Consider the following 26,829-nt stretch of genomic DNA (forward strand, 5'->3'; position numbering starts at 1 on the left):
GGTGGAAGAAAAAGAAAAAAAAGAAATTTTATCCAAAATCCAATCGATGGAGAAGGAACTTTTTTTCTTAAAAGAAAAAGTCCTTTCTCTATCAGAACCAAAAGTGATATCCAAATCGGAATCATTTGAAAGTCCAAAACAAACACTTGTTATAGAAGAAACCGAACCTGTCTCGATTGAAGAAGGTCCCAATTGGTTTATCCAATGGATAGGACAAAATTTATTTGTAAAACTAGGTGTGTTTTCACTCATCCTTGCGTCGATTTGGTTTTTTTATCTAGCAATCGAAGAATATTGGATCAACGAATCCGTTCGCATTTGGATTGGTATTCTCTCATCTCTTCCCATCCTCTGGTATGGTTACAAAACAAGGATAACAAGACCTTATCTTTCACCAAGTTTATTTGGACTTGGGATTGCAGTCTTATTTTCAGCTTATTATTCAGGATATGTTTGGTATGATTTGTATGGTACGGAAACTTGTTTTGTTGGACTGATCCTATTAAGCCTAACAGCTGTTGGAATTTCTTACGCTGAAAAAAGTGAAGTATTATTTGGATTTGCGAGTTTGGGTGTGTTCCTTTCCCCCATTTTAGTTTCCACAGGACAAAACTCTTATCCATTTTTATTTACCTATTTACTCATTTGGAACGTATTATTCTTCTTTATCCGCAAGGAAATGCCTTGGAAGGTAATCCCTTTACTCATCCTAATCGCAAATCACTTAATTTTTGCAACCTGGGCAGAATCCAAATTAGAAGAATCTAAGATCTTTTTTCCATTCATCTTCCAATTGGGTGTATACCTTCTATTTTTACTTCGAGAATTCGATGTTTTAAAAAGAACCATCGACAACAATCCAAACCTAACATTGGTTACTATCGGACTTACGTTAGGTCTTGGTTTTATCCAATCCTTTTGGATGTTTGGAATCTTTTACCCTACACTAAAACCTTTTCTCCTAACCCTTGTCCTCATCGTATTTTATGGAATCTACCAAAGGTCTCTCCGTGAAATCACACTTACGAGTGAAACAAAAAAAGTGTACGATATCATAAGCCTTTTTGGATTACCACTCATTATCAGCGTGATTGTGATGGGAATGACAGGTAAAGTATTGGCATTTAGCCTGATTAGTTTTGCATTTGTTGTGACAATAGCAGCAACGTATTCCAAACAATTGTATATGTATTTGGCAACATTCCCTGTTTGGTTTTTTGCTTTGTTTTATATTTTCGCGTTTACCTATCGAACATACAATGAAGTTCCTTTTCTAAATGGTAGATTTCTCATTTTTACGACGGGCAGTTTGTATTTAGTATTATCGTATTGGTACAGTAGACATTTTTCCAATTTTTCAAAACTATTTTTATACGCTGCTTATCCTTATTTCCTACTGGGAAACTTTGTAGAAATCCATTTAGGTTTCCCTGAAGAAAAACGAATGTTTTTATACACGATTTGTTTGATTTTTTATGGATTTGCAACACTCGTGATTGGATTCAAAAAACACATTCACTCCATAAAAGTGGTTGGATTTGTTTCTTTGGCCCTTGTTGTTGCTAAATTTTATTTATATGATTTTTGGAACTTATCGCTTGGATACCGTATCCTAGCAGGTTTGTTTTTAGGAATCACTCTTATCGTTACAGGAACGTTTTACAATCGAATCAAAAAGGAAACTACATGAAAACTTCATACACAATTTCATTACTGATCATTTTACTTACGGCAACAAACATTTTCGCAAGACCCTTACCTGTTGAGAATTTTAAATATAAAAAAGACATCACACTCCCTTCCAAAATGGGAGAGAGTCAAATTGTGAAAGTTTTGCTCGATGAAGAGTTTTATAAACATTCTTTTTATGGCGATTTACGTTTGACTCTAAATGGAGAAATTGTTCCTTACAGAATTCAAAATGCTGAAGAAATTAGCAAATACACGGAAAAACTAAAACCAGATTTACTTTTCACCAAAAAAGATGAAATGGAAATTTATGTATTAGAACTACCAAAACTTCCGGAAGGAATGTCCTACTCAAAATTGACAGTGACGAGTTCATATGATTACGAAACCTCTATCACACTTAAGTTAGGTGATAATCCAGACAGTTTTTCAGAAACGAAAAATGTATTTTTGTACAAATATGGTTCACAGACTTCTGGAGAAATTGATTTAGGAAATACCAAATACCGATACGTTCGATTAGAAGTGGAAAATGGATCCAATTTAAAATTTCCGTCCGTCACACGCTCAAAAGAAAATAAACACTTATATTTTGAAAAAAAACACCAAGTGCCCAATCCATTACTCGAAGAAAATGCAGTGCTTTTTTCATTCCCCAATGAAAACCAAACTAGTTTCCAGAAACTTAAACTATCTTTTGAAGAAAAAAATTGGGAACGTATGATTACAGTTCGAGGGAAAATAAATAAAAAAGAATGGGACACAGTATTCCAAGGTACTATCAACCATGATGAAAAAGAGGGAAATTTTGCAGAAATCCCAATCTCTTCTCCATTGAGCTCCGAATTTACAATCCAAATTGAAGACGGAGAAAATCAAACCTTACATTTAAAGGAAGTGGTCACCGTACAACCATTAGAGGAGATATTATTTTTTGCGGATAACCTTACCAAAGATTCACATTACAGTTTGTATTATGGAAATCCATACCAATGGCCTGCCAATTTTGATCCTTACACTTTCCCCTCTTCTGATGATTTGAGGGAAAAAACTCCACTGGAAGGCAAATTAACCAAGGAAGTTGAGAATGCAGAATTTGGATATAATTTGATTTACCCTCCCATGTCTGGATATATCACAACTGGACTTTTTTATCTCGGAATAGGAACACTTCTTGTGTTTATCTTTTCGATTTTACGATCAAAACGACTTGTTGCCAGTGAAACAGTCTAACAAAAGTATTCTGGCATTTCATTTGAAACCATTCTAATGACAAAGGATTTGCCAGGTTCCAAAAAATTTGCAAAGATTCAAACAGGTTCAATAGGGGATAAATATGAAACAACTAAACTATACAACAAACCTTATAGGTATACTCACCTTACTCTTCATTTTGAATTGTACGGGAACAAGACCAGACAATTTGGGAATTCGATCTGGAAAATTATTAGAATGTCCAAAAACACCAAACTGCATTAGTAGTTATTCAGATCCTACGGACAAAGAACACTATCGAAGTTCAGTATCGTATCAAAAACCAACAGCAGAGGCAATTTCCATTTTAAAGGAAAGAATTCTAAACCACCCTAGAACCAAAATCATTAAAGAAGAAAACAATTACCTATATATCGAATTTACAACCCTTATCATGCGTTATGTGGATGACGTAGAGTTTTATTTTGATGAAAAAACAAAACAATTACACTTTCGATCAGCTTCTAGACTCGGAAAGTCTGATTTGGGATTGAACCGAAAACGAATTGAAACCCTCTTAAAGGACATTCAAATTTAAATCTTTAATTGTAAGTTAAGATTTCATAAGAGAAAGTAGATACGATTCCAAACTAAAAAAGCTTAAGAATCGTATCGATTTTCTTTATTTCTTTTTATGAATTTCCTGTAATGAATTTACTGAATACCCTTTATCTTTCATTTCCACTAGTCCATGAATCAAAGCTTTTGCAGCTTGGGATGTTGTGAGACAAGGCACTTTGTATTTAATTGCCGCTTGGCGAATCGTAAATGCATTTTCTCTTGTGACTCTGGACAAAGGAGTGTTGATGATTAAATGGATTTTTTTCTCTTTGATGTAATCAATTACATTTGGAAAATAACCATCGTAGATTTTATTAATTTTACTCGATAAAATTCCATTATCAGATAAAAACTTATGAGTTCCTTCTGTCGCAATGATATTATAACCCAAATTTGACAATGACCTAACAGGTTCTAATAATTCTTTTTTGGTTTTATCATTGATGGTAACAAAAACAGTTCCATGTTTTGGAGGTTCTTCCCCTGCCATAATCTGAGCTTTGACAAAAGCTTCTCCTTTTGTGGAGGCAACTCCCATCACTTCTCCAGTTGATCTCATTTCTGGACCAAGGATTGTATCTACACCTGGGAATTTACTAAATGGCAAAACAGCTTCTTTTACAGTGATCATCGGAGCAGAAAAACGCTTTCCTAATTTGAAAGACGCCAAAGATTCACCTAACATAAGTCTAACGGCAATTTTTACAACTGGGATTCCGATTGATTTTGCAACAAATGGAACTGTTCTTGATGCTCTTGGATTTACTTCTAGGACATAGAGAGTTTCATCTTTAATTGCATATTGCACATTGATAAGACCCTTAACATCTAATTCCAATGCAAGTCGGTATGTTGCTTCTTCAATTTCTTGGATCATTCGTTGGGAGATACTTTGAGGAGGTAATACACATGCGGAATCACCAGAGTGGATCCCTGCTTCCTCAATATGTTCCATAATACCTGCGATAAACACATCCTTTCCATCACATAAAGCATCTACGTCTACTTCCGTCGCATCTTGTAAAAAGGAATCTACAAGTAGTGGCCTATCTTCAGAAACCTCTTCAGCTTCTTCCATGTATTTGTCTAATTCTGTTTCTTCATTGACAATCAACATAGCTCGACCACCTAACACATAAGAAGGTCGAACGAGCACTGGATAACCGATTTTTCTTGCGATTTCTCTTGCCTTGTCTTTAGAAGAAGCAATTCCGTTTTCTGGTGATTTTAAATTTAATTTATCTAATACTTCAGCAAATCGTTTTCGATCTTCTGCTCGGTCAATGGAATCAGGGCTTGTTCCAAGAATTGGGACTCCTCTTTTTTCCAAGGATTTAGCTAGTTTGAGTGGCGTTTGCCCACCTAACTGCACAATCACACCATCAGGCCTTTCTTTTTTGAAAATTGCCATCACGTCTTCTAAACTGAGTGGCTCAAAATACAACCTGTCCGATGTATCGTAATCTGTGGAAACTGTTTCAGGATTGGAGTTTACCATGATGGACTCAACACCAGCTTCCTGTAAAGAAAAGGATGCATGACAACAACAATAATCAAATTCGATTCCTTGCCCAATTCTGTTTGGTCCACCACCGAGGATCATAACCTTTTTCTTAGAAGTTACATCAGATTCATCTTCTTCATCATACGAAGAATACATGTAAGGAGTAAATGCTTCAAACTCACCCGCACAAGTATCAATCCGTTTATAAACAGGATGTATGTTTTTCTCTTCTAAGTAAGATTCAATTTTTTCTTCTTCTTCTCTTAAAGTTTTATCAACCTTTGCTTTGGTGATATCAATAGCAGCACCACTTCGGACTTGTGCTAAAATCTGTTCTTCCTTCGATAGGAAAGCAAGTTGTCTATTGGAGAAACCAGCTTGTTTCATTTCTTCAATGATGGCATTCCCTTCTTTTCGATATTTATTTTCTAATTGGAAAAGTTCTTCAAATTGGTATAAGAACCATGGATCTATTTTACAAATCTCATGGATTTCTTCGACACTCATTCCAAAATCAAATGCCATCTTTACATAATAAATTCGTTTGTCAGTTGGCCGTTTAACTTTCGCAGTAAGCCATGTTTTTCTTTCTTCTTTTGGAACAGCTTCCCATTCCATCAGTTCTTTTAAATACCCATCACTTCCAAAACCAAATCGGTCTGTTTCAAGTGAACGTAATGCTTTTTGAAAACTTTCTTTAAAGTTTCTACCGATAGCCATTGCTTCCCCAACAGCTTTCATTTGGACACCTAATGTGTTGTCAGAACCTGGAAATTTTTCAAAAGCAAATCGAGGGATTTTGGTCACAACATAATCGATGGAAGGCTCAAAACTAGCAGGAGTTACGCGAGTGATATCATTGCGAATTTCATCCAAAGTGTATCCGATTGATAACAAGGCTGCAATTTTTGCGATAGGAAATCCAGTTGCTTTTGAAGCAAGAGCCGATGATCTAGAAACTCTTGGGTTCATTTCAATGACAATTACGTCCCCATTTTCTGGGTTAACCGCAAATTGAATATTGGATCCACCAGTTTCCACACCTATTTCTCGGATGATATCAATCGACATATCACGTAATCTTTGGTATTCTTTATCACTTAACGTTTGTTGTGGAGCAACAGTAATAGAGTCTCCTGTATGAACACCCATAGGATCTAAATTTTCAATGGAACAAATGATAACTACGTTATCATTTAAATCTCGCATTACTTCTAATTCAAATTCCTTCCAACCCATTACAGATTCTTCTACAAGGATCTGTGAAATGGGAGATGCTGATAATCCTTTTTGAGCAATATCATCAAATTCAGATTCATCATAACAAGTTCCACCACCAGTACCACCCAATGTGAATGCAGGCCGGATGATGATGGGAAATCCGATTTCGTCTTTTGCTTTTCTCGCTGCATCCATGTCGGACACCATAAAAGACTTAGCAACTCGGATACCAAGTTTTTCCATCGCTAGTTTAAAGAGTTCTCTATCTTCTGCTTTTCGAATTGCTTCTACTTTTGCACCAATGAGTTCTACATTGTATTTTTCTAATACACCTTCTCTATGTAAGGCGAGAGCTAAATTGAGAGCAGTTTGCCCACCAACTGTTGGTAAAATGGCATCTGGTTTTTCTTTTTTGATGATTTTTTCGAGAACGGGAACGGTGAGAGGTTCAATGTATGTAGCATCTGCAAGATCAGGATCAGTCATGATGGTCGCAGGGTTTGAGTTTACCAATATCACTCGAATCCCTTTTTCCCGAAGTGCTTTTGTTGCCTGCGTTCCTGAGTAGTCGAACTCACATGCCTGCCCGATGACGATTGGTCCGGAGCCGATGATCAAAATTGATTTTAAGTCGTTACGTTGCGGCATAGTTTCCTCTTTTTTTTCTTATTAATTTTCATTGATGTCAGATAAAGAACTTGGGATTAAATATTCTCCTGCCAGTGAAGCATTCTCCCACTTCACTACAGTTTTGTATAAGGTTTCTCTCATTTTTGAAGCCATTGGATGGTTGGGGTATAAATTATTTTTGTTCAAAGGATCTCTCATTCGGTCATACAACTCAAACTTTACACCTTCCCTTGTGGGAATATAGATCAATTTGTAATTTGAATTTTGTATACTTCGGTGTTTCGAAAATGCAATGGTTTCACGATAAATGGGATCTGTGATCATGATTTGGTAGTCTTCTTCAGGTACAACTTGGTGCAGTGAGAGTATATTCGGATATGGGATTCTTTGTTTTTGGAAAAAATGGTTACCAACATCGGAAAACCAAATTCCAGTTTCAGAATAAACAAATCGATCTTCCCTCCAATCCTTTTGTCCAAGGATGGTTAACAAGGATTTACCAGGGTATTCCAATTGGGAAGGGATTTCAAAATAATCCAAAAGAGTGGGAACTAAATCAATACTGGAAGTAATGCCATCGAAATATTTTTCAGTCGAGGGAATGGATTCGAACTTGGATGATTTCGGGAATTTGATCATCAGTGGAACATGGGTGACAGATTCACCACGAAGGTGTTCTCCATGGCCTTGGCCATGAATGTCCTCATACAATGCTTCTCCGTGGTCGGCAGTTAAAATGATGATCGCTTCATCATAAATCCCTTTTGTTTTTAGATAACCAACCATTTCACCAAATTCTTGGTCAAAGGCATAAACTGCGCTATCAAATAAGCTTCTGATTTGAGAGATTTCTTCCTGATTGGGAAGACTTGCGTCTGTCGGATCAACAAATTTGAGATACTTATATTTTCCATAATACTGGGAATTCGTAAAACGTTTGTAATGTGGATAAGCAGGTGTATACGGAAAATGAATCACACTGGAAAAATAGGTAATGGAATAAGGGGATTTGCCCCTTTCATTCACCAAAGAATCAAATCTTTTGAGTAAACGGGTCCCATCTCCCCAAGTGGAAAGTCCATCCAGTTCTTCTAAGTATTTTTCACCGGAAAACCAAGAACCAACAAGGAATGGCAAAATTAGAATTTGTGTTTCTGTTGTCCTTTGGACCGTCATAATCCTTGCATTAAAATTGGGAGCATACACTTCATCAAAACCGAAGTTGGCTCTTGGAAATATGTCTGCCGCAAAACTACCAATAGCAAAGTGATCGTATCCAATTTTTTTAAGGATTTGTTGGAGTGTAGGAAAGGAAGTAGAGCCAATCCTTTGTTTTTCTTCGGGTGACGGGAACATGTCTCGAATTTTATGTTCCATCGAGTATTTACCAGTTAGAGTATCTGCCCAACTCGGGAAAGTTCGTGGAATCGTTGTATGGTGGTCATGAAATACAAAACTATCTTTCGTAAACAAATCGATATTTGGTGTGATGGATTGGCCATTGATCTTTGCACCAATCTTATCGTAACGTAATGAATCTGCTGATAAGATAAAGATAGGTGGTTTCCCTTTCACTTCTGAGTAACGTAAGGAAGAAATTCCCATCCATAAACTTGGTAGAACATACAAAAACAAAAGGAAAATCAATAGAAGGCCATATGTTTTGATATGAACATTCTCATAGTGTTTCCCTTGCAGTATCACAAACACAAAATAAAGTAATCCAAGTAAGTACAATCCATGGGAGTGTATAAACCCTAACACCAAAACATGTAAGATGGCAAAAAAACTTTCTTTGTTTTTATGAAGGTACACATGGCGCCCTAAAAGTACAAAGAGAAGTAAAACCAAAATCCCCAAAACAAAATTGAGAAATATTGGTGAGATAGTATCTGTTAAAAAATAGAGAAACGGTGCAAAACTAGGATACCGAAAGAAGAAAAATTCCCCATAAATTTGAGGGAACATGATCATTGATTGGAAAAGAGCGAAACATTCTATGATTAGAACACTTCCCACCAAAAAATACCATTTAACAACGGAACGATTCCAAAAGGAAAAACCCAAGTGAACCAGTGTGAATAAACTTGTATGGATAAAAAGAGAAACGGCAAAAACTTTAGCCGTAGTGGTCAAATAAACACCAAAAAAGGCACCTAAGTATTGTTTAAGGAAGTCGCCAACGTCGACACCCATAATGGTAAAGCTGGTATTAAAAAGGAGAAAGAATAGATAAAAAAAAACTGAATAATAGAGGGAAATTTTAAAAATTCGGATGGGGAAAAAAGGGGCTTGGTTCGGACCCATTAGAGTCATCATTCCAAACCCACTTTATCCGTAAACTTTTCCTAGTCCTTATTTTCCGAAATCCTAACGATTTCGTTAGGCCATTCGGCATGTGTTTCAGGTGAATACATGGCTTCCACACGTGTTGGTGGTAGGATAAAATTCCCCACGTGGTTTAATCGGTAACTGTGTTCGATCACATGTTTTCCCTTCGGCAGGTATTCAAAATAAGCTCGGTAGAGGGATAAGGTTTTTTCCTCAAAACTCAAGTAATAGGAAGTATCCCCTGGTTTGTCCTGGTTTATCTGTGATTCCCTACCGAACCCACGCCCAAGAGGTAGGGATCCAGGTGGAATTGGATCTTCCACTACCACCCAAGTTTTGTCAGAGTCTGCCTCAATTTCTAACTTGATTTTGATCGTATCTCCCTTTGATAATACCCCTGGTTTTGCCACTTGCACAGGTTCAAAAGAACGTTTCAGGCGGTAACCACTGGAGATTGGAGTTTGTAAAGGAAGGACAGATTGAACGGACCATTCCAACCATGGTTTTCCTTTTCCATCATAACTCACGGTGAAGGTTTCTGGATTCATTCCCAGAGTTTGTGTGACGGTTTGTTTGCCATTGGGTTCCAAACTTAAGGATTCTTTTTCTGTTTGGATTTTGACTTTTCCACCACTCACCTTTTCGCCTTCCAGAAGTTTACTCACACGATCAAAAACTAAAACCGAATAAGCATTCCCAAGTGTGCTATCATACCTTCCTTGTTTTTGCATTTTGACAAATGCTTTGACGATTCGTGGCATATCTTTTTTGTATGCGGGTTCCGAAATGGACCATAACAAAAATTTTGCCATCGTATAATCTTTACTTCCAAGAATCCACCATGGATTGGTAAAACCAGAATCAGCAATGATTAACTCGGATCCTTGTAGGTTTAGTTTTGATCGCAAAACACTGTACAGACGATTTTTGACTTTTGGATCGGCTCCATTCACACGATTGTAAATTTCAGATAAATCAATGAGTGATGCAGTCGGTAAAAATTCCAGGTTATCAAAAATGGGACGCACTTGTTCCCACTCATACGTTTGGTAACGAGTTAATGCCTCCCATACGATGATTTTTCTGACAACAAGATCGGCACCAAATCGATACCTTTCACCATAAACCCTTCCGTCCAAAAATCCTTGTAAACCATTCATAATCTTTGATAAAACTTCATCAGGAATGGTTTTATTTGTCAGTTTAGCAGATGTTAAAACATACGCAGAAAGTAACTCACTTCCATAATCCATTCGAGCAAAATACTTCACAAGACCATCTGAATCTAAAAATGAATTTAGATCGGCTAGAACATCATTCCATAATCCATCCGATCGTAATCCTATCGCTTTTGAAACTCGTTGTTCCATACAAGAATAAGGATAGGTTTGGAAATACTTTTGGATTCCAGATGTACTGGTTAAAATAGTAGGTGAAGCTTTCCAAACCATCTTGCCAGTATTTGGTTTAGAGCCTGGAGGAGTTTGTGCTGATTCCTTAAATGGTGCTTCATATAATAGAAGCCCTGCTTGGTACACTCTTTCCGTAAAAGCTGGAATCACATTTTGTTCCACTGACAAAGAATCCATCACAGTTCCGTTAGGTGAAGAAACTTCTAATGAAAATTTACGTTTCACAATCTCTTCTGGAACGGTAAGATCCCAAGTGATCACTTTTGATTCCCCAGGAGATAACATTGCCGATTTGGTTTCTAATTCTGTTTTGTTTTCCGATCCATTTTTTGTGTCTACGACACTGAGTCGAAGCCGAAGTTGTTCTTTGGTATCACTTGCGTTTCGCAAAGTCACTTCGTGGTGCAAACTATCCCCCATGCGAACAACTGGTAGGATTCCAGAAAAAGTTTGGATTTTTTGGGAGGTTTGGATTTTTGCCATCCCTGTTCCAAATTCTTTTGGACCGGAACTGGCAACGGCAACGATACGAAAACTGGTGAGTGAGTCGTTTAATGGAAAACTAAATTTATACTTTCCATCTTTTCCTACAATCACCTTTCCTTTCCAATACAATAAGGTTTCAAAAAGAGAACGAGTGGATTGTTTTCCCCCACCACCTCCTTCAGGTTTTGCTTTGAGCCCAAAATGACGTTTCCCAATGATTTGTGATTGAGCTGTCGACGTTACCACTTGTAGAGGTCTTGTCCCCATCATCGCATCTAATAAATTCCAAGTTGGATTGGGAGAAAGTTCTAATAAGGCTTCATCCACAACTGCCAATGTAACTTCCGTTGACTCGGATGGGATTTTACCATCTGATGATTTAATTTCCAATTCCACTTCTGCAGTTTCTCTAACCTGGTATTGTTTTTTATTGGGAGTGACCGAAACGGACAAACTGTACGGTTTGTATCCAACTTTCAACATAGAAAGCCCCAAACGGTAACTTGGTTTGGCTAAGTCAACAAGGCCTGTTGGTTTTGGATCCCCCATTCGCCCACGCACAAGAAAAACAGAAACATAAACATTGGGAGCATATTCTTTTTTGATTGGAATGTTGATAAAGGGATCTTTTCCACTCACTGGTGTAACAAAATAATCGATCACACCTTCTCTCTCTAAACTGACTAGAGCAGTTCCCTCCCTAAAAGGAGATCTAACCTGAACCTTGATGGTTTCACCAATTTCAACGGAGCGTTTTTCAGGTAAGATGTCCATTCGGTTATGATCACTGACATCAAACCAAATTTCTTCCTTAGAACTCACCCATACATTATAAGTGGAGTTAGTTTGATTTCCATTTTTATCTTTTGTTTCCGCAACAAAAACGATGTCACCTGTAGCTGGTGCTTTTGCTTCACAAATTAGAATCCCTTTGTTATCCGTTTTTCCTTCGCAAAACTCTCCTAACTGATTGACTTCTTCATAGTGTTCGTAAGCATAAAAACCTCCAACGAGTCGTTTCCGATTGGAATAAAATTCTTTTTTGTAAGCATTTACCTTAATTTTCTGAGATGGAACGGGTTTGTCTTTAGCATCCAATACAACTAACTGTAGTTTTACTTTGTCTTCTGTGAAATACCATCCGTCAGGTAAAATTCCTAAATGAACTTCTGATGGTGAAACAGGAAAACTCCTGGAAATCGTATGAATTTCTCCAGTTGGGTCTGCATATTCCATTTCCACTTGGAAGTTGCCATACCCTGGAAGGGATTTTAAATTTTCAAATTTGTATTCTAAAAATCCTTTTGAATCCGTTTTTGCATTTGTGGAAAGGACCTTTGGTTTTGTTTCCTCAACTTCCTCTTCCTCATACCCACTCACCTTCCACTTTCCTTCTTTGATGGTTTCTGGCGAAAATGTAAATTCTGAATATTCTTCTTTTGGACTATAATAACCTGGCACCACTTGTGAACGAATTTTCACAGGAGTAAGTGATGCACCACCACCTGACAGGTATTCCAATCCAAAAAGTACCTTTGTTTCTTTGGGAGAAACAAGGCTTTGTGATTCGGAAGATAGTTGTATATTCCCCTTTAGGACTGGCAGACGGAATTCTTCCACACGAAATTGTGTGATGGTTCGACCATAACTTGTATCTTCTTGGTTATATGGATAGGTTACTAGATAAACACCATGTTTTGCATTTTTTGGAATTTTAAACTCGGACTCGGCGTGGCCTGGGAATGACCAAACCAATGGTGTCGTATAACTTTCACCAGAACCTTCATGTTTGATGACAACAGTATTCGGATAGTCTTTTGGTTCTGCAGGTATTAAACCCTTATTTCCAAAACTACGTCTAACGTGTTTTAGGTGAACAGTTTCCCCTTTTTTGAAAAGTGTCCGATCAAGAACAATGGATTCTAAATAATTTGCGTATCCTGCACTAGTTTGTGGAAGTTGGTAACGCCAACTCTCAATTCCCTTTTCCCATGTACTGGAAGTAAAACTGATATCATCATTTTTTTGAGCAAAAACGGTAAGACCAGAACCCAGCTCATGATAACCACAATACGGTACTTCCTGGAAATTGATATTTCCAAAGAGCATGGTTCCATCCTTTCCAGTGATCCCAGCTCCTCGAATATTACCGTTACAATCTAAAACTTTAATTTGTACGCCAGCTTCAGGAAGACCCGTATCCAAACTTGTCACCCAAACTAAACTAGTATCCTTTCCCCATTTAAAATGTGGAGATAAATTGGTAACAAGTGCCGCACTCGATACATACATTTTTTTACCTTCTCCTTGTGCAAAGAGATGGTTTGCAAGTACTTCACTCGTTAATTCAACAACATAAAATCCAGGTGAATCAAAAGGAATTCCGACAACTTCCATTGGTTTTTTGCCATTCGGTTTAGGTAACTGGAAAGAATTTATTTTTGTATTGGAGATAGGTGATTGGAAAACAGATTGGTTCCTTTCCACTTTGGATAGAGTTTGAAACCACTTTTGGATTTCTACAATGTCCATCGTTTTTTGACTTTTTGCACCCATTCCCAGGGAAGTCGATTTGATAGGCAGACTTGCTTCTAAGTTACGTAAGGTGACAGGAAGTGCAGGATTTGCTTTTGCTTCCAAAATTCCAAACTTTGCACTAAATTTTGCAAGGGGAGGAAATTCATCCGTTTTAAATTTTAATGGGAAGGCCGCGCTATTCGCCAAACTCCTGTTTGCATCATCTACTATGTCGGGAATCTTAATCTGGAACTCAGCATTTTCTGGGAAAGGACCTGGAAAACTTACCCAATCCGAATATTCGTTCCCTTTACTTGTTACTTTTTGCTTTGGATACTCTTTTCCATCCTTATCCACCAACTTAATTTTTTCAATTAACTCTTGTGAGACGGGTGAGTTAAAAGATAAACTTACTGGAAGTATGGGAATACAATTTGCATCGGCGGTTGTCCTCTCACAACTAAACCGTGCAGAAAATACAGGTCTTACCGTGAAAGTGAGAACTTCATCTTCTGGGATGGCACCACCCCATACAGACTTAATTCCTTTTCCAAGCACAAGTTGGATTTGTTTTTCTGGCAAAAACGTTTGTTTGGATTTTAAAACAATGGTTTCTTCTTTGTCCTTTTTCCCCATTGTTTGCAAAAATGTTTTTCGTTCAGAACCAGTGATGATTACAACTGGAATACGATTTCCCAATTCTTCGGAACGAAAGTACGCAAATTTTTGAAAACTACCAAGGTCAGGTATTCCATCTAAGTTTAATATAAATACTTGGTCTTCCGCAATCGTACTTTCTTGGTAAGGGGTAACATGCTTTACAGATGGTCCACCTGTGTGGAATCCAAACGATCTTTCCCCTTGTATCTTTTCACCACTAAATGACTTAATTCCCTCTTTTAAAACAAAGGAACACTCCACTCCGCCTGGTAATTCTTTTTCAAATTCATACACCCAAGTGGTGGAATCAATGAACCGACTGGTTCCAGGAAAAGGACACTTCACTTGGAAAATTTCAGTTTCTGGGCGGACATCACCCAGCGCCACCATGGGTTTTGTGAAACGAGCGGTTACTTGTTTGGGTTCTTTGACAAAACCATTGGGGGTAAAAAATTCAATGGAAGGTGGTGAAACTTGGGAAAAATCGGAACGCACCAAAATAAGAGAGAGAATGACGGACAAAAAAATGCGGAATCGAAAGAACATGGAAAGAAATTAGAAACGGGAACTGGATTGGAAAGAAAAAAAAGAAAATCAGGGATATTGGCCCCTCCCTGCGGGTCTCATAAGGAGAAACATCTATGAACGAAATTTAGACCTCGTTTTCTGAAAAAAGGTTTTCACTTTTTAGATCCTTTCCATCCCTGAATGCCCTTTTAGGCCCAAACAAAACGTTATCATTTCGGTTCCTTCGTTTAGTCAGAGTTTCTACTACAATCATAATGATACACTCACAATCATTTCAAAAACCAGATGCCTTAATGGCATTGTTTGAACATGGATTATTGTTTGGATCACAACTATACATCTTAAAGGTAAATGTTTGATTGGAGTTTGGTCTTTGCGTACTTGTGCCAAAATTTGTATTATTGGGAGGTGAAAATCCAAGGGAGTTACAATTTGATAGAGAAAGATTCCACTTTTCTAAATCCGTATTGAATATCCCTCCAGAACCTCCTTGCGGCGTATTATAATAGTTAGATGGACTCACAACAATTCCAACCAAAGTGAAACTGTCATAACATTCTCCTGTAAAGGATAGGTTTACAAGGTCGGCTCTTTTGATATGGACTAAAGATCCATTATTGTATTTATCGGATACAGCTCCATTGGATGCATTATTCAATAACAATGCTGTCATTCCATCTGTATTTTTAACTTTCGATTGAACACAATACATCTGTAATACGATAATTGATATGATATAAAATTTTTTCATGTTAATTCCTCTAATTTGATCGATAACCATACGATTCTGGAGATGTTGTGCCTGTCCAAAAATTTGCTTGTACTTGGAGGTATATCCTTCTGTCATCAATGAGCATTGGGCTTCCCGTATTCACATCTCTATCAAGTTTGTTTGCAAGGATTTCATAATAAAGTTGTACTTTATAATGATGTTTATCACCAAATAGATTTAATCCAATCCAATAGATACGTAAGGTTTCATTTGGATCATGACGATTACCATTTCGATTAAAATCTCCCATCAATTGGTCATATTTAAAGATTGGCATTAGATAAAATTTGTTAGTAATTGGGATATTGTATCCAAATGTTGTATGCCAACCGATAAGACCGTTCGAAGCAGGCCCACTCATTTTTGTATAAGCAGTATTGAAATAAAACCCACTCCAGGTAAAGGTAGCATCATATGTATGGGCAATTAGCCCCATCTTCGTACGTCCTGGAGTTGTGCCACCATTTTGTGTATTGTATCCAAGTGTTGAACTTCCTCCATCAGCGGAAGGGTACCCATTCACTCCTTGGGGAGTAACAAATGCGATTCCATTTGTTGTTCCAGCATTATATTCCATTGCAGATACAGCAGGTGTGACAAGGTTTTGAGTTTGTTGGAAAGCCGATCCTAAAGATAATTTCATATCCCTTTGGAAAATTTCCTCTCCCTCTTGCCAATTCACTTCACGGCCATCGGATTCTCGTTTTAAACTTCCCAAGACATTCCAAACTGCCCTACCATAATATGTTGGAGAAATATTAACAAAACCGTAACGATTGGATGTGGTAAGGTCTTGCCTTCTTCCAGTTCCATAATCACCACCCCCACCTTTTCCATTTCCCACCATAAACGATAGATGTAGGTAACGTTCGTACTTCGGATGAATTTCCTTCAATGGTGTTGCTTGTAACATGATACCATTGTCGAATTGTGGAAGAGCCGCTGTCACCATACTCCTCTCCAAAGAAACAAGATTGGCACTTGAACCAATGTATTCTCTGTTAAATGGCACATTGATTTGGCCTAATGTGATTCGACCACCAGCATATGGAAGTTTTGTATAAATCACTGCTTCTTGGATATAACCTCTGTTGTCTTTTAATCGTTCGTTGGTTACAACATTAACACTTCCTGGCCTTCCACTCGCATCCGTATAATTTACGGTTTGTGTTGTTTGAGAGAGATCAACACGATTCAACATATTCTCTAGTCGAAGTTGGATACTTGCTCCCCACCAATCGTTCTCATACATTGCACCTAAGCGTAACCTGCGAAATGCATAATCAATGGCATTAAAATCTCTATGTCCGTTGGAAAGTGGAGATTGTGCGGTTCCACTGGCACCTCGAAACTGAACCCTTCCTGTAATCGTAAGTTTTTCTTTACTGACATCATCAGGTCGATGTGCAAAGGCATCTGGTAATGTTGTTACATTGTGATTGGTTTTGTTTGTACGATCATCAGGAACACTTGGGAATTTATCTATCTTAACCCGATTATTCCCTGGTTTCGTAAAAATTTGTCCTGTATCCTTGTCCTCATATAACTCAGTTGCACTTTGAGATAAAACTGGTTGGAAAAGAGAAATACTACTGAATAAAAAAAATAAGATGATGTTCCTTTGTGGGATACGTACCCCATAAGGATTTTTAAAGAGATGAAACATTTAATTCTCCAAAATAAATAGAATCTAATATTGGTTAGCCCAATGAATTGGGTTACCGTTTTGGTTTTAAAGATTGAATTTAAATTAGAGAAGGAGGTGGGATGTTGTATTCGTGATAATAACTTAATTTGTGAAAATAGTATTGATTTTCGAAATGATTCCTTTGGCATTCGATGTTTGGTTCGATTTCCTTAGGACAATTCAAAAAACAGAGGTTTGATTCTACAAAAGTTTGACCTTCTTCTTCTTGGTCGTTTGTATCAGATTCATTGATTAAAAACGTTTCTTCAGGATTAGCAGGAAACTGCTTCGTTGCATGGAATACCATTCCAAGGGAAGGTTCCTCTAAATCTTGCTTATATAGATTTTCTTTCTCGAAAAGAAGGTTACCCGCAAATCCTGCTAATAAAAAAACAAATAGTAGGTTTCGATAGACGGAACTAACTCGGGAACTCTTTATCTTCATTTTTGAAACAAAATGCATAGGTAAATAACAATCTGCTATTAATTTAACAGTATGCAGGACTATTGTTACAAATAGATTACATTCAGTTTACAATTGTCTCTTATTTGCAATGGAATTGAGATGGAACAAAACCAGAAGGAAACTCAAAATTTCAAAGAAAATGCTACAATGACTAAATCTTCTTTTTTTGAGGTCAGCCCATCTCGGTAGGCAAATATAGAATCGGCGGAACGTCGGTAAACATATTCCAATCGTAATAAACCGGGATCAAAACTTAAAATATCAAAAGTAGTTGTGTAACCATTGGCCATAAATCCATTCCTTGTTCCAGTGGTAGCTAACACTTGCAAAGGATCATAAAAACGTTCCAGTCGAAAACTCAAACGGTATTCTGGGGTTAATAAAAAACTAGCCCAAATCGTACCATGGTACCATTGCCGATACGCATTGGAAAGAGTCTCACGATATTCTCCTAAACTTGGATCATATAATGCCAACCATGGCGCATATTCAAAACTTTGTTTTGCTTTCTGTGCACCTATATCAAATTGACCAACTAGTTTGAATCGATCAGTAACATTCCACTCCAAAATTGTATTATTGTAGTAACGCATCTGTTTTCTTTCGAAGTTAGGCGCTTCATTCCCAACAAATTGATTGAGTGTAAGAGTAAAATATTGATTGAATATATATTTTATCTGGCTTCCAAACGATTTGTCTTTATTATTATCCGTTATGTTTTGCCAACCGTTTAAGATTTGAATCTGTCCACTCAACTTGTCAGTAAATTGGTGAGACAAACGAACCCCGGAAGAATAGTAAGGTACATAATCTAAGGCAAACGCTCGTGTGTAGTTTACATTATTATGTGAAATCCAAGACTCATACCCAATATTACCAAAAAAAATTCCCATATCGATCCAAGTATCTTTCCCAAGTTTGAAACCAGTATAGGCTTCTTGGATATTCTTAACAGAAGCCTGATTTGAGTATTTTTCAGTCGTCACTTCAGCCGCATAATTCGCGTTCACTGAGGTTCCCCACTGAAATGCCAATCGACCACGATAATTTTTTTCTTCAACTTTCGCATCTAAATATGCTAAATTGATATTAAATTCACCATTCCGAACAGCTTGTGTCGTGTAGTTTCTTTCGGTAACTTTGGGAAGATTTCGGTTGTATGCATAATACGAATCAATAAATCCACCAAACTGAAAGGAACTAGGAAGGGTTATTGTTTTTTGTTTCAAAGCAGACTTGGTATCATCCTCTGTTTCTTTGTTTCCTTCTGATTGGATCGGAGAAAACAAGAGGCAAAAACCAAAAAGTATCAAAACAAATTTTACAATTGATTTCACTTGTAAAATATTTGAAAGGTAAAAATGAATTGTGACTTGATTCAACATGATACTAATACGGTATCAGAAAAAGATCCATGCCACAAGCGTTGAGAGATTATGAAAAACGATTTCGAGTTAAGAAAACATTAAGAATACAAAATCCATTCAAATGACAAACAATCAAAAGAAATGGTTACAGAGTGGAATGAACTAATCTGCCCATCGGTAACCAACACCTGGAACTGTTATGATCCACTCTGGTTGGTTAGGTGTATTTTCAATTTTTTTACGCAATTGGGTGATATGGACACGAAGTGAATTCATCTCATTTTGTGCCATTTCTCCCCATATGGTTTTAATTAAGAGTTCATGAGAAATGATTTTTCCTGAATTTTTCACAAGAAATGTCAAGATTTGAAATTCAGTTGGTGTTAATTGAATGGTCTGATTACTTTTTACCACCTGGTGGTTAAGAAAATCAATGACCAAGTTTTCATTTTCCCAATTGATAGGAGTATCTTCCGTTGGCAATCTACGAAATGCAGTGCGAATCCTGGCAAGGAGTTCACCCATACTAAATGGTTTTGTGATATAATCATCTGCACCTGCATCAAGTAAGGCAATTTTATCTTCCTCAGAATTCATTACTGACAATACGATAAAAGGAACATCGGAAAAGGTACGCACTTCTTTGATTACCTCCAAACCATTTCCATCAGGTAATTGTAAGTCGAGTAAGACTAGTTTTGGAGAATGTAGCGCGATTGATTCAATTGTATCTTTTTTAGAAACAGCTTCCATGATCTGATACCCTTTTGCCTCAAGTGCAATTCGTAACATTTTTCGAATGGCACCATCATCATCTACCAATAGTATCATATCATGATTCATATATTTTTTTTATGGCCTTAAAGAGGAATGTCAATGACAAACTTTGCTCCACCTTCCTTACGGTTTACAGCTTCAATTTGACCGCCATGTAATTCTACTATCGATTTTGTAATGGCAAGGCCAAGCCCGGTACCAATTTTACCAGACGATTCACCTCGATAGAACTTCTGAAATATCCTAGAAGAATCGATAGGCAATCCATTCCCATTATCTTCCACAACCCAACGTAAACTTTCTTCATCCAATTTCTGAATTGAGATCCAAATTGTTGATCCAGATGGTGTGTACATACATGCGTTGTATAATAAATTAAAGATTGCATGTGAAAACAAAACACGGTCTAAATCCATAACAAAATCATTTTCATTTAAATTTGTAACGATCGTATGATTCAATTTGTTTTTACCAAGGTAAGAAATGGCATCGTGAATAATGTCGGAGGGATATACCTTTTCTTTTTTAATGGTCAAATACCCCGATTCGATTCGACTTATATCCAATAAATTCCCCAATAACAAATTCAATACAAGTGAACTTTCTTGGATTTCCTCAAGTAATGCCCTCCTTGCCTTCGGATTAGATTCGATATCTGGATCTAATAAGGCTGAAGCAGAACCCCTAATAGACGTTAGCGGTGTTTTCAATTCATGGGAAAGAGAATTGAAAACTAAATTGTATAACTTTTCCGACTCTTTGATCAAATAGTTTTTTTTCGCATCTTCCGAGAGAGCATCCCTATCGAGGGCTAAAGCAACTTGGTTAGCAACAGTATTTAATAAAATCTCCATTTCCAAACTTGGCTCAATACTCGCTTTCACACTAATAACTCCTGTTATACCACCTGGTGACACCAAAGGATAAAAGGTTGTATTCGAAAGTGACAAAGTATCAGTATATCTACCCGCTGGTTTTCCGTTCTTAATGGTCCATGAGGCAACTGCTAAATCTTTTTGGTCTAAAATACTTGGAATAAATTCACCTGATTGGTAAAAATGTAATTTCACTGGGAATGGAAAGATGCGCTTAAAAAAGGAATCTCCTGTTTCTACAATTTCTTTGGATGTCGATGTCTTAGATAAGTTTTGTGCTAATTCATATAAGATTGATAATTTTTCTTCACGGGATCTAAGTTTGGTTTCATTTTTTTTCAGTCTAGCTGTCAATCCACCGTTTATCAAAGCAATCAACATAAAGATGATAAACATCAAGGCATCTTCTAATTTGGAAATATAAAAAGTATACAGAGGAGGTATGAACAAAAAATTCCAAAAACTTGCAGATAAAATGGCTGCAAGTAAGACAGGACCTCTGCTAAAAAACATTCCCAGCAGAGCAACGTAGAACAAATATAAAATAGAAACGGTCCAGTATCCTATATAAGAAATAAAAAATAAGTTAATGACTGTAACAAAGGATGTTAATACAAAGATAGCAACGTATTGTCGTAAACTAGAAGAAGGAATTAATTTTTGATAAAACTCAAAATGGAATTTGCGATCATCATGGTAGGGAATGATGATCACTTCTACATCTCGGAGTTGGTTTAAGATTTTTTCTGTAATGTTTTTGTGTAACAAAGAAAAAAAACCACGTTTTCTCGATCCCCCGATCACCAAACGATGGATTCTTTTTTCTTGTACAGCAGAGACAATTCCCACTACAGGATCTGATTCAAATGAATGAACCACTTCTGCACCAAGTTCTTTTGCAAGGCGGATGTGGGAACGAATGGCATGGGCAGATTCTGAGTCTTTTGTTTCCTCACTTTCAGAAAAAAAAGCATACAATTCGGAATTCCGCTCTAAGGACAAACGTTTTGCATTCCTTAACAATGTTTTAGAATGAGGGCTTGCCGAGATTGCAACCATTATCCTCTCTCTACCTTGAGGCATTCTTTTTTCAACATACTTGGCTGTATAGGTAAGTGATAATTCCCTGAGATACGTTAGATTTTCTTTTCGAAAAAAATTCTCTTTGGCTTGTACTATTTTATCGGCAATATACACTCTACCTTCAGAAAGTCTTTTTAACAATTCATCAGGGATAATGTCAATTAACACAAGTTCGTCTGCTCTCTCTAAAACACTATCTGGAATGGTTTCTTTTACTGGACTTTGTAGAATCTTTTCGATCGAATCAACTTGGCTTTCTAAATGTTGGACATTGACTGTTGATAAAACATTGATTCCTGCATCTAGTAGTAATAATACATCCTGGTATCGTTTGTTATTGACTGACCCTGGAATATTTGTGTGCGCCAATTCATCCACTAATACATAACTTGGTTTTTCTTTTAGGATCGTTTCAACGTCCATTTCCTCCCAAAACTTTCCACGGTATTCAATTTTTTTGAGTGGAATCCTTTCCAATCCATCCACTAAAGCTTTTGTTTCAGCCCTACCATGTGTTTCAACAATACCAATTTTAACATTTTCACCATCTTGTTTTAGATGGTGAGCTTCCGTTAACATCGCATAGGTTTTTCCTACACCAGGAGACATTCCAAAATATACTTTTAAAGTTCCAAATTTGTTTGTCTCTAACTGGTTTGCAAGAGACAAAAAATCTTCAGGTCGTTTGCCTTCATTCATTTTGGATTTGTTCCCATTTGCATTTGTTTCCATTTTTGGTTTAATTTGGTAACATTCACTCGCCCGTGCCCGATAAAACCAAACAATGGAGATTCCACATATTGTAATACGAGAGTTTTTAGAGAATCCAAATTGACTCCTGTCACTGAACTTAAGTGTTTTGTTTGTTCTAAAGCACATTCCTTTGTGATATGTGGATCAAGTCCAGATCCAGAAGTATACAAAAGTTCTTGGCATATGATTGGGTTTATGCCCATCAACATTAATTCTTTTTTCCTCTCTTCCACCAAATCCTTTAAATCCAAACTGGAAGGACTTAAATTTGATGCCCCACTTGGAAGAGTAGAATAAGACGCAGCACTTGGACGGTAGCGAAACAATAACTCGGATGTTTCCTTTTTTGCAAAAAGCTCAGTTCCCACAATTTGCCCATTTGATTCGATTAAACTTCCCTTTGCTTGTTTAGGAAAAAGAAATCCCCCAATCCCTGTGATGGTAAGTGGATATAAAAAACCGAGGAATATGATCGATAGAAAAAGGAATCGAATTGTGATTTCCCATTGGTGTGTTTCTTTTGATTTCATTAAAATCCTCCTGATAAAATCCAATCGATCAATTTGATACCAAAAAAAGGAAACACCATACCACCACCTCCATAGATTAGAAAGTTCCTTAGTAGAGCTTGGTCCGGTGATTTGGGAACATACTTAACTCCACGGAGTGAAAGTGGAATGAGTGCTGGAATTACCAAAGCATTAAAAATCACTGCCGAAAGAATCGCATTGTCTGGACTAGACAATTGCATGATATTTAAAGGAGCCAAAGGTAAAAACAAGGCAGGCAGGATTGCAAAGTATTTGGCAACGTCATTTGCGATACTAAACGTTGTGAGTGCACCTCTTGTCATGAGAAGTTGTTTCCCAATTTCAACAATTTCAATCAGTTTACTTGGATTACTATCCAAATCGATCATATTACCTGCTTCTCTTGCTGTTTGGGTACCTGTGTTCATGGCGACTCCCACATCTGATTGGGCCAGAGCAGGTGCATCATTTGTACCATCTCCAATCATTGCCACCAAATACCCGTTTGCTTGTTCTTCTCGGATTCGTTTTAACTTGGCTTCTGGAGTGGCTTCTGCGATAAAATCATCAACACCTGCTTCAGCAGCAATTGCAGCTGCAGTAAGTGGGTTATCTCCTGTGATCATCACAGTGCGAATCCCCATTCTCCTTAGATAGGCAAACCTTTCCTTTAAACCACCCTTCACAATGTCCTTGAGTTCAATCACTCCGAGTAATTTTTTTCCCTCGGAGACGAGGATTGGTGTACTCCCTTTTCTAGAAATTTGTTCAATCATTAATTGGTTCTTATCTGAAACCACTCCACCCAATGATTCGATATGTTTTTTGATAGAATCAAACGCACCTTTTCGAATGTTTCGAACTTCCACTCCTTTTTCATATACTTCCACACCACTCATCCTTGTTGATGCTGAAAATGGAATCCACCTAACATCTAATGCATTTAAGTTTCTTTCTCTGATTGCGTATTTTTGTTTGGCCAAAACGACAATCGAACGTCCTTCTGGTGTTTCATCGGATAAGGAAGAAAGTTGGGCGGCATCAGCGAGTTCCTCTTCCGAAATACCATCAACAGGATAAAATTGATGTGCTTCCCTATTGCCCAATGTAATTGTTCCTGTTTTGTCAAGTAATAGGACGTGGATGTCGCCTGCTGCTTCCACAGCTTTTCCACTTTTAGCAATGACATTGTACCGAATGAGTCTTTCCATACCAGAAATCCCTATCGCACTTAACAAGGCAGCGATCGTTGTTGGTATTAGGCAAACAAACAAGGCAAGCCAAACTGAAAAATCAAAATTCCAGTTTTGACCAATTTGATTTCCCACAAAATTCGCAATCGGTATCAACGTGACGACACCTAAAAAAAACAAAATGGTTAAAGCGATTAATAAGATTCCCAAAGCGATTTCGTTAGGTGTTTTTTGCCTAGAGGCTCCTTCTATCATCGAAATCATTTTATCAATGAAACTTTCTCCAGGTTTTGCCGTGATTTGGATATAAAGATAATCCGAAATGACCTTCGTTCCTCCTGTCACTGCAGAACGATCGCCTCCACTTTCGCGGATCACTGGAGCAGACTCACCAGTCACAGCGGATTCATCCACACTGGCGATTCCCAAAACCACTTCCCCATCTCCGGGAATGGTAAAACCAGCTTCCACGAAAACAATGTCTCCCACTTTCAATTCACTCGATGTGATCTCGGTAAATTTTTTATCACCTGCTGTGTTTACTTTTTTTGTAAGAGTAGAAGATCTTGTTTTACGAAGGTCATCGGCTCTTGCCTTACCTCGTCCTTCCGCAACACTTTCTGCGAAATTGGCAAATAACAAAGTCAATACTAACCAGAAAAAAATTGGAAACTCATTCTTTAGAGTAACTCCAATGGCTAAATAATATAAAATTTGAATGAACAGTAGTAAGGTTCCGATCCAAACCGTGGCCATCACTGGATTGGAAAATGCATACTTCGGTGAAAATTTTTGGAATGCATTCCCAGTAGAGGAAAGAAACAATTCCTTTGAAATAAAATAGTTAGACTTCATATATAATTCCTCTTAAAAGAAAATTCCACTTCGCATCAGTAACTCTTCCAAAATCGGACCAAGAGCCAACACTGGAAAAAAAGACAAACCACAAACAATCACAATCACACTGAAACTTAGGACCCCAAACAAAACTGTATCCAATCGAAAGTTTCCTTCTGATGACTTTGTTGTGATTTTACTGCCTAAACTCGCAGCTACCATGATGACTGCATAAATCACACTAAAACGACCAACAAACATACAAAATCCGAGAGATAAATTCCCCCACATGGTATCTGCTCCAAATCCAGCAAAGGCAGATCCATTATTGCCTGAAGCAGAACTAAAAGCATAGAGGATTTGAGAAAGTGCATGGGGGCCTTTTGCGGTAAAACCAGAGTTCAAAAAAATAGTAATCGTTGTTCCGATCAAAATACAAACGGTTGGTGCTAAGATTCCAAACAAGGTCCATTTGATTTCATAACTTCCGATTTTTTTACCAAAATATTCTGGTGTTCTTCCTGTCATGAGACCTGATAAAAATACGGTAAGGATGAGGAAAAGAACCATTCCATACATGCCTGCACCAACCCCACCAAAGATAATTTCACCTAACATAATCTGGAATATAGCAACTCCGCCAGCTAACGGAGAATAACTATCATGCATCGAATTGACAGAACCGTTCGATGCTGCAGACGTAATCGATAACCATAAGGAAGATTCCGTTAATGAAAACCGAGTTTCCTTTCCTTCCCAAAATCCTGGGTGATTCCATTCGGAAAAGAATACGGCAAAAAAACCTAAAATGAGCAAACTCAGCATAACAAAAAATACAACCCATGCATGTCTGAAGGAATTGGTAATCTTTCCATACAAAAATACACAGGAAGCAGGGATAAAGAGAATCGAAAACATTTCGATCAAATTAGAGATTGGTGTTGGATTTTCAAATGGATGTGCACTATTCACTCCAAAGTATCCTCCACCATTGGTTCCAATTTGTTTGATCGCGATTTGTGATGCAGCAGGACCAAGTGGGATCGGTTGGTAGTCTGTTCCCAGAAGAGAAATCGGTTCCCTCAAAGTTTGGATGACTCCTTGTGAGATCAAAAGAATCGCAACAAGGATCGATACGGGAAGAAGGATATAAAATGTAGAACGAAACAAATCTTGCCAAAAGTTTCCAAACTTTTGTTCAGAAGAAGAAACCAATGCCCGGCTCACAAACGCTAATACAGAAATCCCAACACCAGCACTCAAAAAATTCTGAGGTGTAAGGCCAACCATTTGTGAAAAGTAACTGAGTTGGCTCTCTCCCGAATAAGCTTGCCAATTGGTATTCGTAATAAAGGAAATGGTAGTGTTCAGAGCCAAGTCCCAATCCATACCTTCGATTTTCATCGCATTCAGAGGTAAAACATTTTGGTATCGTAACATCAAAAATAGGAATGCCCCACCTAGTAGATGAAACCAAACTAAACTCTGCAAATATTGTTTGGCATTTTGGTTAGTTGGTTCACCGGAGTAAAGGAATCGATTCAAAATACCTTCACCAGGCAAAACGTTTGCATTCAAAATGAAGGCCATGTAATAACCGAAAAATGGTGAAACTAAAATCAGTAACCCAATGTAAAAAGGAAAATAGAGTAATTCTACCATACTCTTATCTTCCCATAAAACAGGTTTCTAGTAA

Annotated in this window: 15 protein-coding genes; 3 read left to right on the forward strand and 12 right to left on the reverse strand. The window is 37.4% G+C overall.

Annotated elements, in window-relative coordinates:
* Position 1: 1 nt before the first annotated feature.
* From CH354_RS10925 to CH354_RS10935, 3 genes are all read left to right on the forward strand, one after another.
* Positions 2 to 1,690, forward strand: coding sequence for a DUF2339 domain-containing protein (locus CH354_RS10925; RefSeq protein ID WP_100726518.1), 1,689 nt, complete (start codon positions 2 to 4; stop codon positions 1,688 to 1,690).
* Positions 1,687 to 2,922, forward strand: a complete 1,236-nt coding sequence (locus CH354_RS10930; RefSeq protein ID WP_100726517.1) for a hypothetical protein — start codon at positions 1,687 to 1,689, stop codon at positions 2,920 to 2,922. Before CH354_RS10925 ends, CH354_RS10930 begins: the two co-directional genes overlap by 4 nt.
* A gap of 103 nt (positions 2,923 to 3,025) precedes the next feature.
* The gene (locus CH354_RS10935; RefSeq protein WP_100718038.1) at positions 3,026 to 3,481 is read left to right on the forward strand and encodes a DUF1499 domain-containing protein; all 456 of its coding nucleotides are present in this window, start codon (positions 3,026 to 3,028) and stop codon (positions 3,479 to 3,481) included.
* 84 nt (positions 3,482 to 3,565) lie between these two features.
* Here CH354_RS10935 and carB read toward each other — a convergent pair whose 3' ends face one another.
* The 12 genes from carB to kdpA form a co-directional block, all read right to left on the reverse strand.
* Positions 3,566 to 6,877 carry a carbamoyl-phosphate synthase large subunit gene (gene carB / locus CH354_RS10940; RefSeq protein ID WP_100726516.1) on the reverse strand — a complete coding sequence of 1,104 codons (3,312 nt, stop codon included), beginning with the start codon at positions 6,875 to 6,877 and terminating at the stop codon, positions 3,566 to 3,568.
* 21 nt (positions 6,878 to 6,898) lie between these two features.
* Entirely contained in the window at positions 6,899 to 9,166 is a 2,268-nt protein-coding gene (locus CH354_RS10945; RefSeq protein ID WP_100726899.1) for a sulfatase-like hydrolase/transferase, read from the reverse strand.
* A gap of 41 nt (positions 9,167 to 9,207) precedes the next feature.
* Positions 9,208 to 14,811, reverse strand: coding sequence for an alpha-2-macroglobulin family protein (locus CH354_RS10950; RefSeq protein ID WP_100766458.1), 5,604 nt, complete (start codon positions 14,809 to 14,811; stop codon positions 9,208 to 9,210).
* A 256-nt stretch (positions 14,812 to 15,067) separates the two neighbouring features.
* Positions 15,068 to 15,544: an LA_3150 family lipoprotein gene (locus tag CH354_RS10955; RefSeq protein WP_100728796.1), complete on the reverse strand. Its 477-nt coding sequence runs from the start codon at positions 15,542 to 15,544 to the stop codon at positions 15,068 to 15,070.
* Between the two features lie 10 nt (positions 15,545 to 15,554).
* Positions 15,555 to 17,231 (reverse strand): hypothetical protein, encoded by a 1,677-nt coding sequence (locus CH354_RS10960; RefSeq protein ID WP_100766459.1) that lies wholly within the window; start codon positions 17,229 to 17,231, stop codon positions 15,555 to 15,557.
* 79 nt (positions 17,232 to 17,310) lie between these two features.
* Complete coding sequence (locus CH354_RS10965) at positions 17,311 to 17,697, reverse strand: hypothetical protein (protein WP_125169762.1); 387 nt, start codon at positions 17,695 to 17,697, stop codon at positions 17,311 to 17,313.
* 143 nt (positions 17,698 to 17,840) lie between these two features.
* Entirely contained in the window at positions 17,841 to 19,103 is a 1,263-nt protein-coding gene (locus CH354_RS10970; protein WP_100728793.1) for a porin, read from the reverse strand.
* A 144-nt stretch (positions 19,104 to 19,247) separates the two neighbouring features.
* On the reverse strand, positions 19,248 to 19,928 hold the full coding sequence (locus CH354_RS10975; RefSeq protein WP_100718155.1) for a response regulator: 681 nt from the start codon (positions 19,926 to 19,928) through the stop codon (positions 19,248 to 19,250).
* A gap of 17 nt (positions 19,929 to 19,945) precedes the next feature.
* Entirely contained in the window at positions 19,946 to 22,519 is a 2,574-nt protein-coding gene (locus CH354_RS10980) for a sensor histidine kinase (protein WP_100728797.1), read from the reverse strand.
* Positions 22,516 to 23,103: a potassium-transporting ATPase subunit C gene (locus tag CH354_RS10985; protein ID WP_100728794.1), complete on the reverse strand. Its 588-nt coding sequence runs from the start codon at positions 23,101 to 23,103 to the stop codon at positions 22,516 to 22,518. Before CH354_RS10985 ends, CH354_RS10980 begins: the two co-directional genes overlap by 4 nt.
* Positions 23,103 to 25,151 (reverse strand): potassium-transporting ATPase subunit KdpB, encoded by a 2,049-nt coding sequence (gene kdpB / locus CH354_RS10990; protein WP_100728795.1) that lies wholly within the window; start codon positions 25,149 to 25,151, stop codon positions 23,103 to 23,105. The genes CH354_RS10985 and kdpB overlap by 1 nt, the downstream gene beginning before the upstream one ends.
* Before the next feature lie 12 nt (positions 25,152 to 25,163).
* On the reverse strand, positions 25,164 to 26,795 hold the full coding sequence (kdpA, locus tag CH354_RS10995; protein ID WP_100766460.1) for a potassium-transporting ATPase subunit KdpA: 1,632 nt from the start codon (positions 26,793 to 26,795) through the stop codon (positions 25,164 to 25,166).
* Positions 26,796 to 26,829 lie beyond the last annotated feature (34 nt).

The sequence above is a fragment of the Leptospira levettii genome, from assembly GCF_002812085.1.
Lineage (GTDB): Bacteria > Spirochaetota > Leptospiria > Leptospirales > Leptospiraceae > Leptospira_A > Leptospira_A levettii.

What these genes read in the sequence shown, in the direction of transcription:
- CH354_RS10930 (WP_100726517.1), top strand. Translation starts at nt 1,687, where the DNA reads ATGAAAACTTCATACACAATTTCATTACTGATCATTTTACTTACGGCA.
- CH354_RS10935 (WP_100718038.1), top strand. Translation starts at nt 3,026, where the DNA reads ATGAAACAACTAAACTATACAACAAACCTTATAGGTATACTCACCTTA.
- carB (WP_100726516.1), bottom strand. Translation starts at nt 6,877, where the DNA reads ATGCCGCAACGTAACGACTTAAAATCAATTTTGATCATCGGCTCCGGA.
- CH354_RS10945 (WP_100726899.1), bottom strand. Translation starts at nt 9,166, where the DNA reads ATGGGTCCGAACCAAGCCCCTTTTTTCCCCATCCGAATTTTTAAAATT.
- CH354_RS10950 (WP_100766458.1), bottom strand. Translation starts at nt 14,811, where the DNA reads ATGTTCTTTCGATTCCGCATTTTTTTGTCCGTCATTCTCTCTCTTATT.
- CH354_RS10955 (WP_100728796.1), bottom strand. Translation starts at nt 15,544, where the DNA reads ATGAAAAAATTTTATATCATATCAATTATCGTATTACAGATGTATTGT.
- CH354_RS10960 (WP_100766459.1), bottom strand. Translation starts at nt 17,231, where the DNA reads ATGTTTCATCTCTTTAAAAATCCTTATGGGGTACGTATCCCACAAAGG.
- CH354_RS10965 (WP_125169762.1), bottom strand. Translation starts at nt 17,697, where the DNA reads ATGAAGATAAAGAGTTCCCGAGTTAGTTCCGTCTATCGAAACCTACTA.
- CH354_RS10970 (WP_100728793.1), bottom strand. Translation starts at nt 19,103, where the DNA reads ATGTTGAATCAAGTCACAATTCATTTTTACCTTTCAAATATTTTACAA.
- CH354_RS10975 (WP_100718155.1), bottom strand. Translation starts at nt 19,928, where the DNA reads ATGAATCATGATATGATACTATTGGTAGATGATGATGGTGCCATTCGA.
- CH354_RS10980 (WP_100728797.1), bottom strand. Translation starts at nt 22,519, where the DNA reads ATGAATGAAGGCAAACGACCTGAAGATTTTTTGTCTCTTGCAAACCAG.
- CH354_RS10985 (WP_100728794.1), bottom strand. Translation starts at nt 23,103, where the DNA reads ATGAAATCAAAAGAAACACACCAATGGGAAATCACAATTCGATTCCTT.
- kdpB (WP_100728795.1), bottom strand. Translation starts at nt 25,151, where the DNA reads ATGAAGTCTAACTATTTTATTTCAAAGGAATTGTTTCTTTCCTCTACT.
- kdpA (WP_100766460.1), bottom strand. Translation starts at nt 26,795, where the DNA reads ATGGTAGAATTACTCTATTTTCCTTTTTACATTGGGTTACTGATTTTA.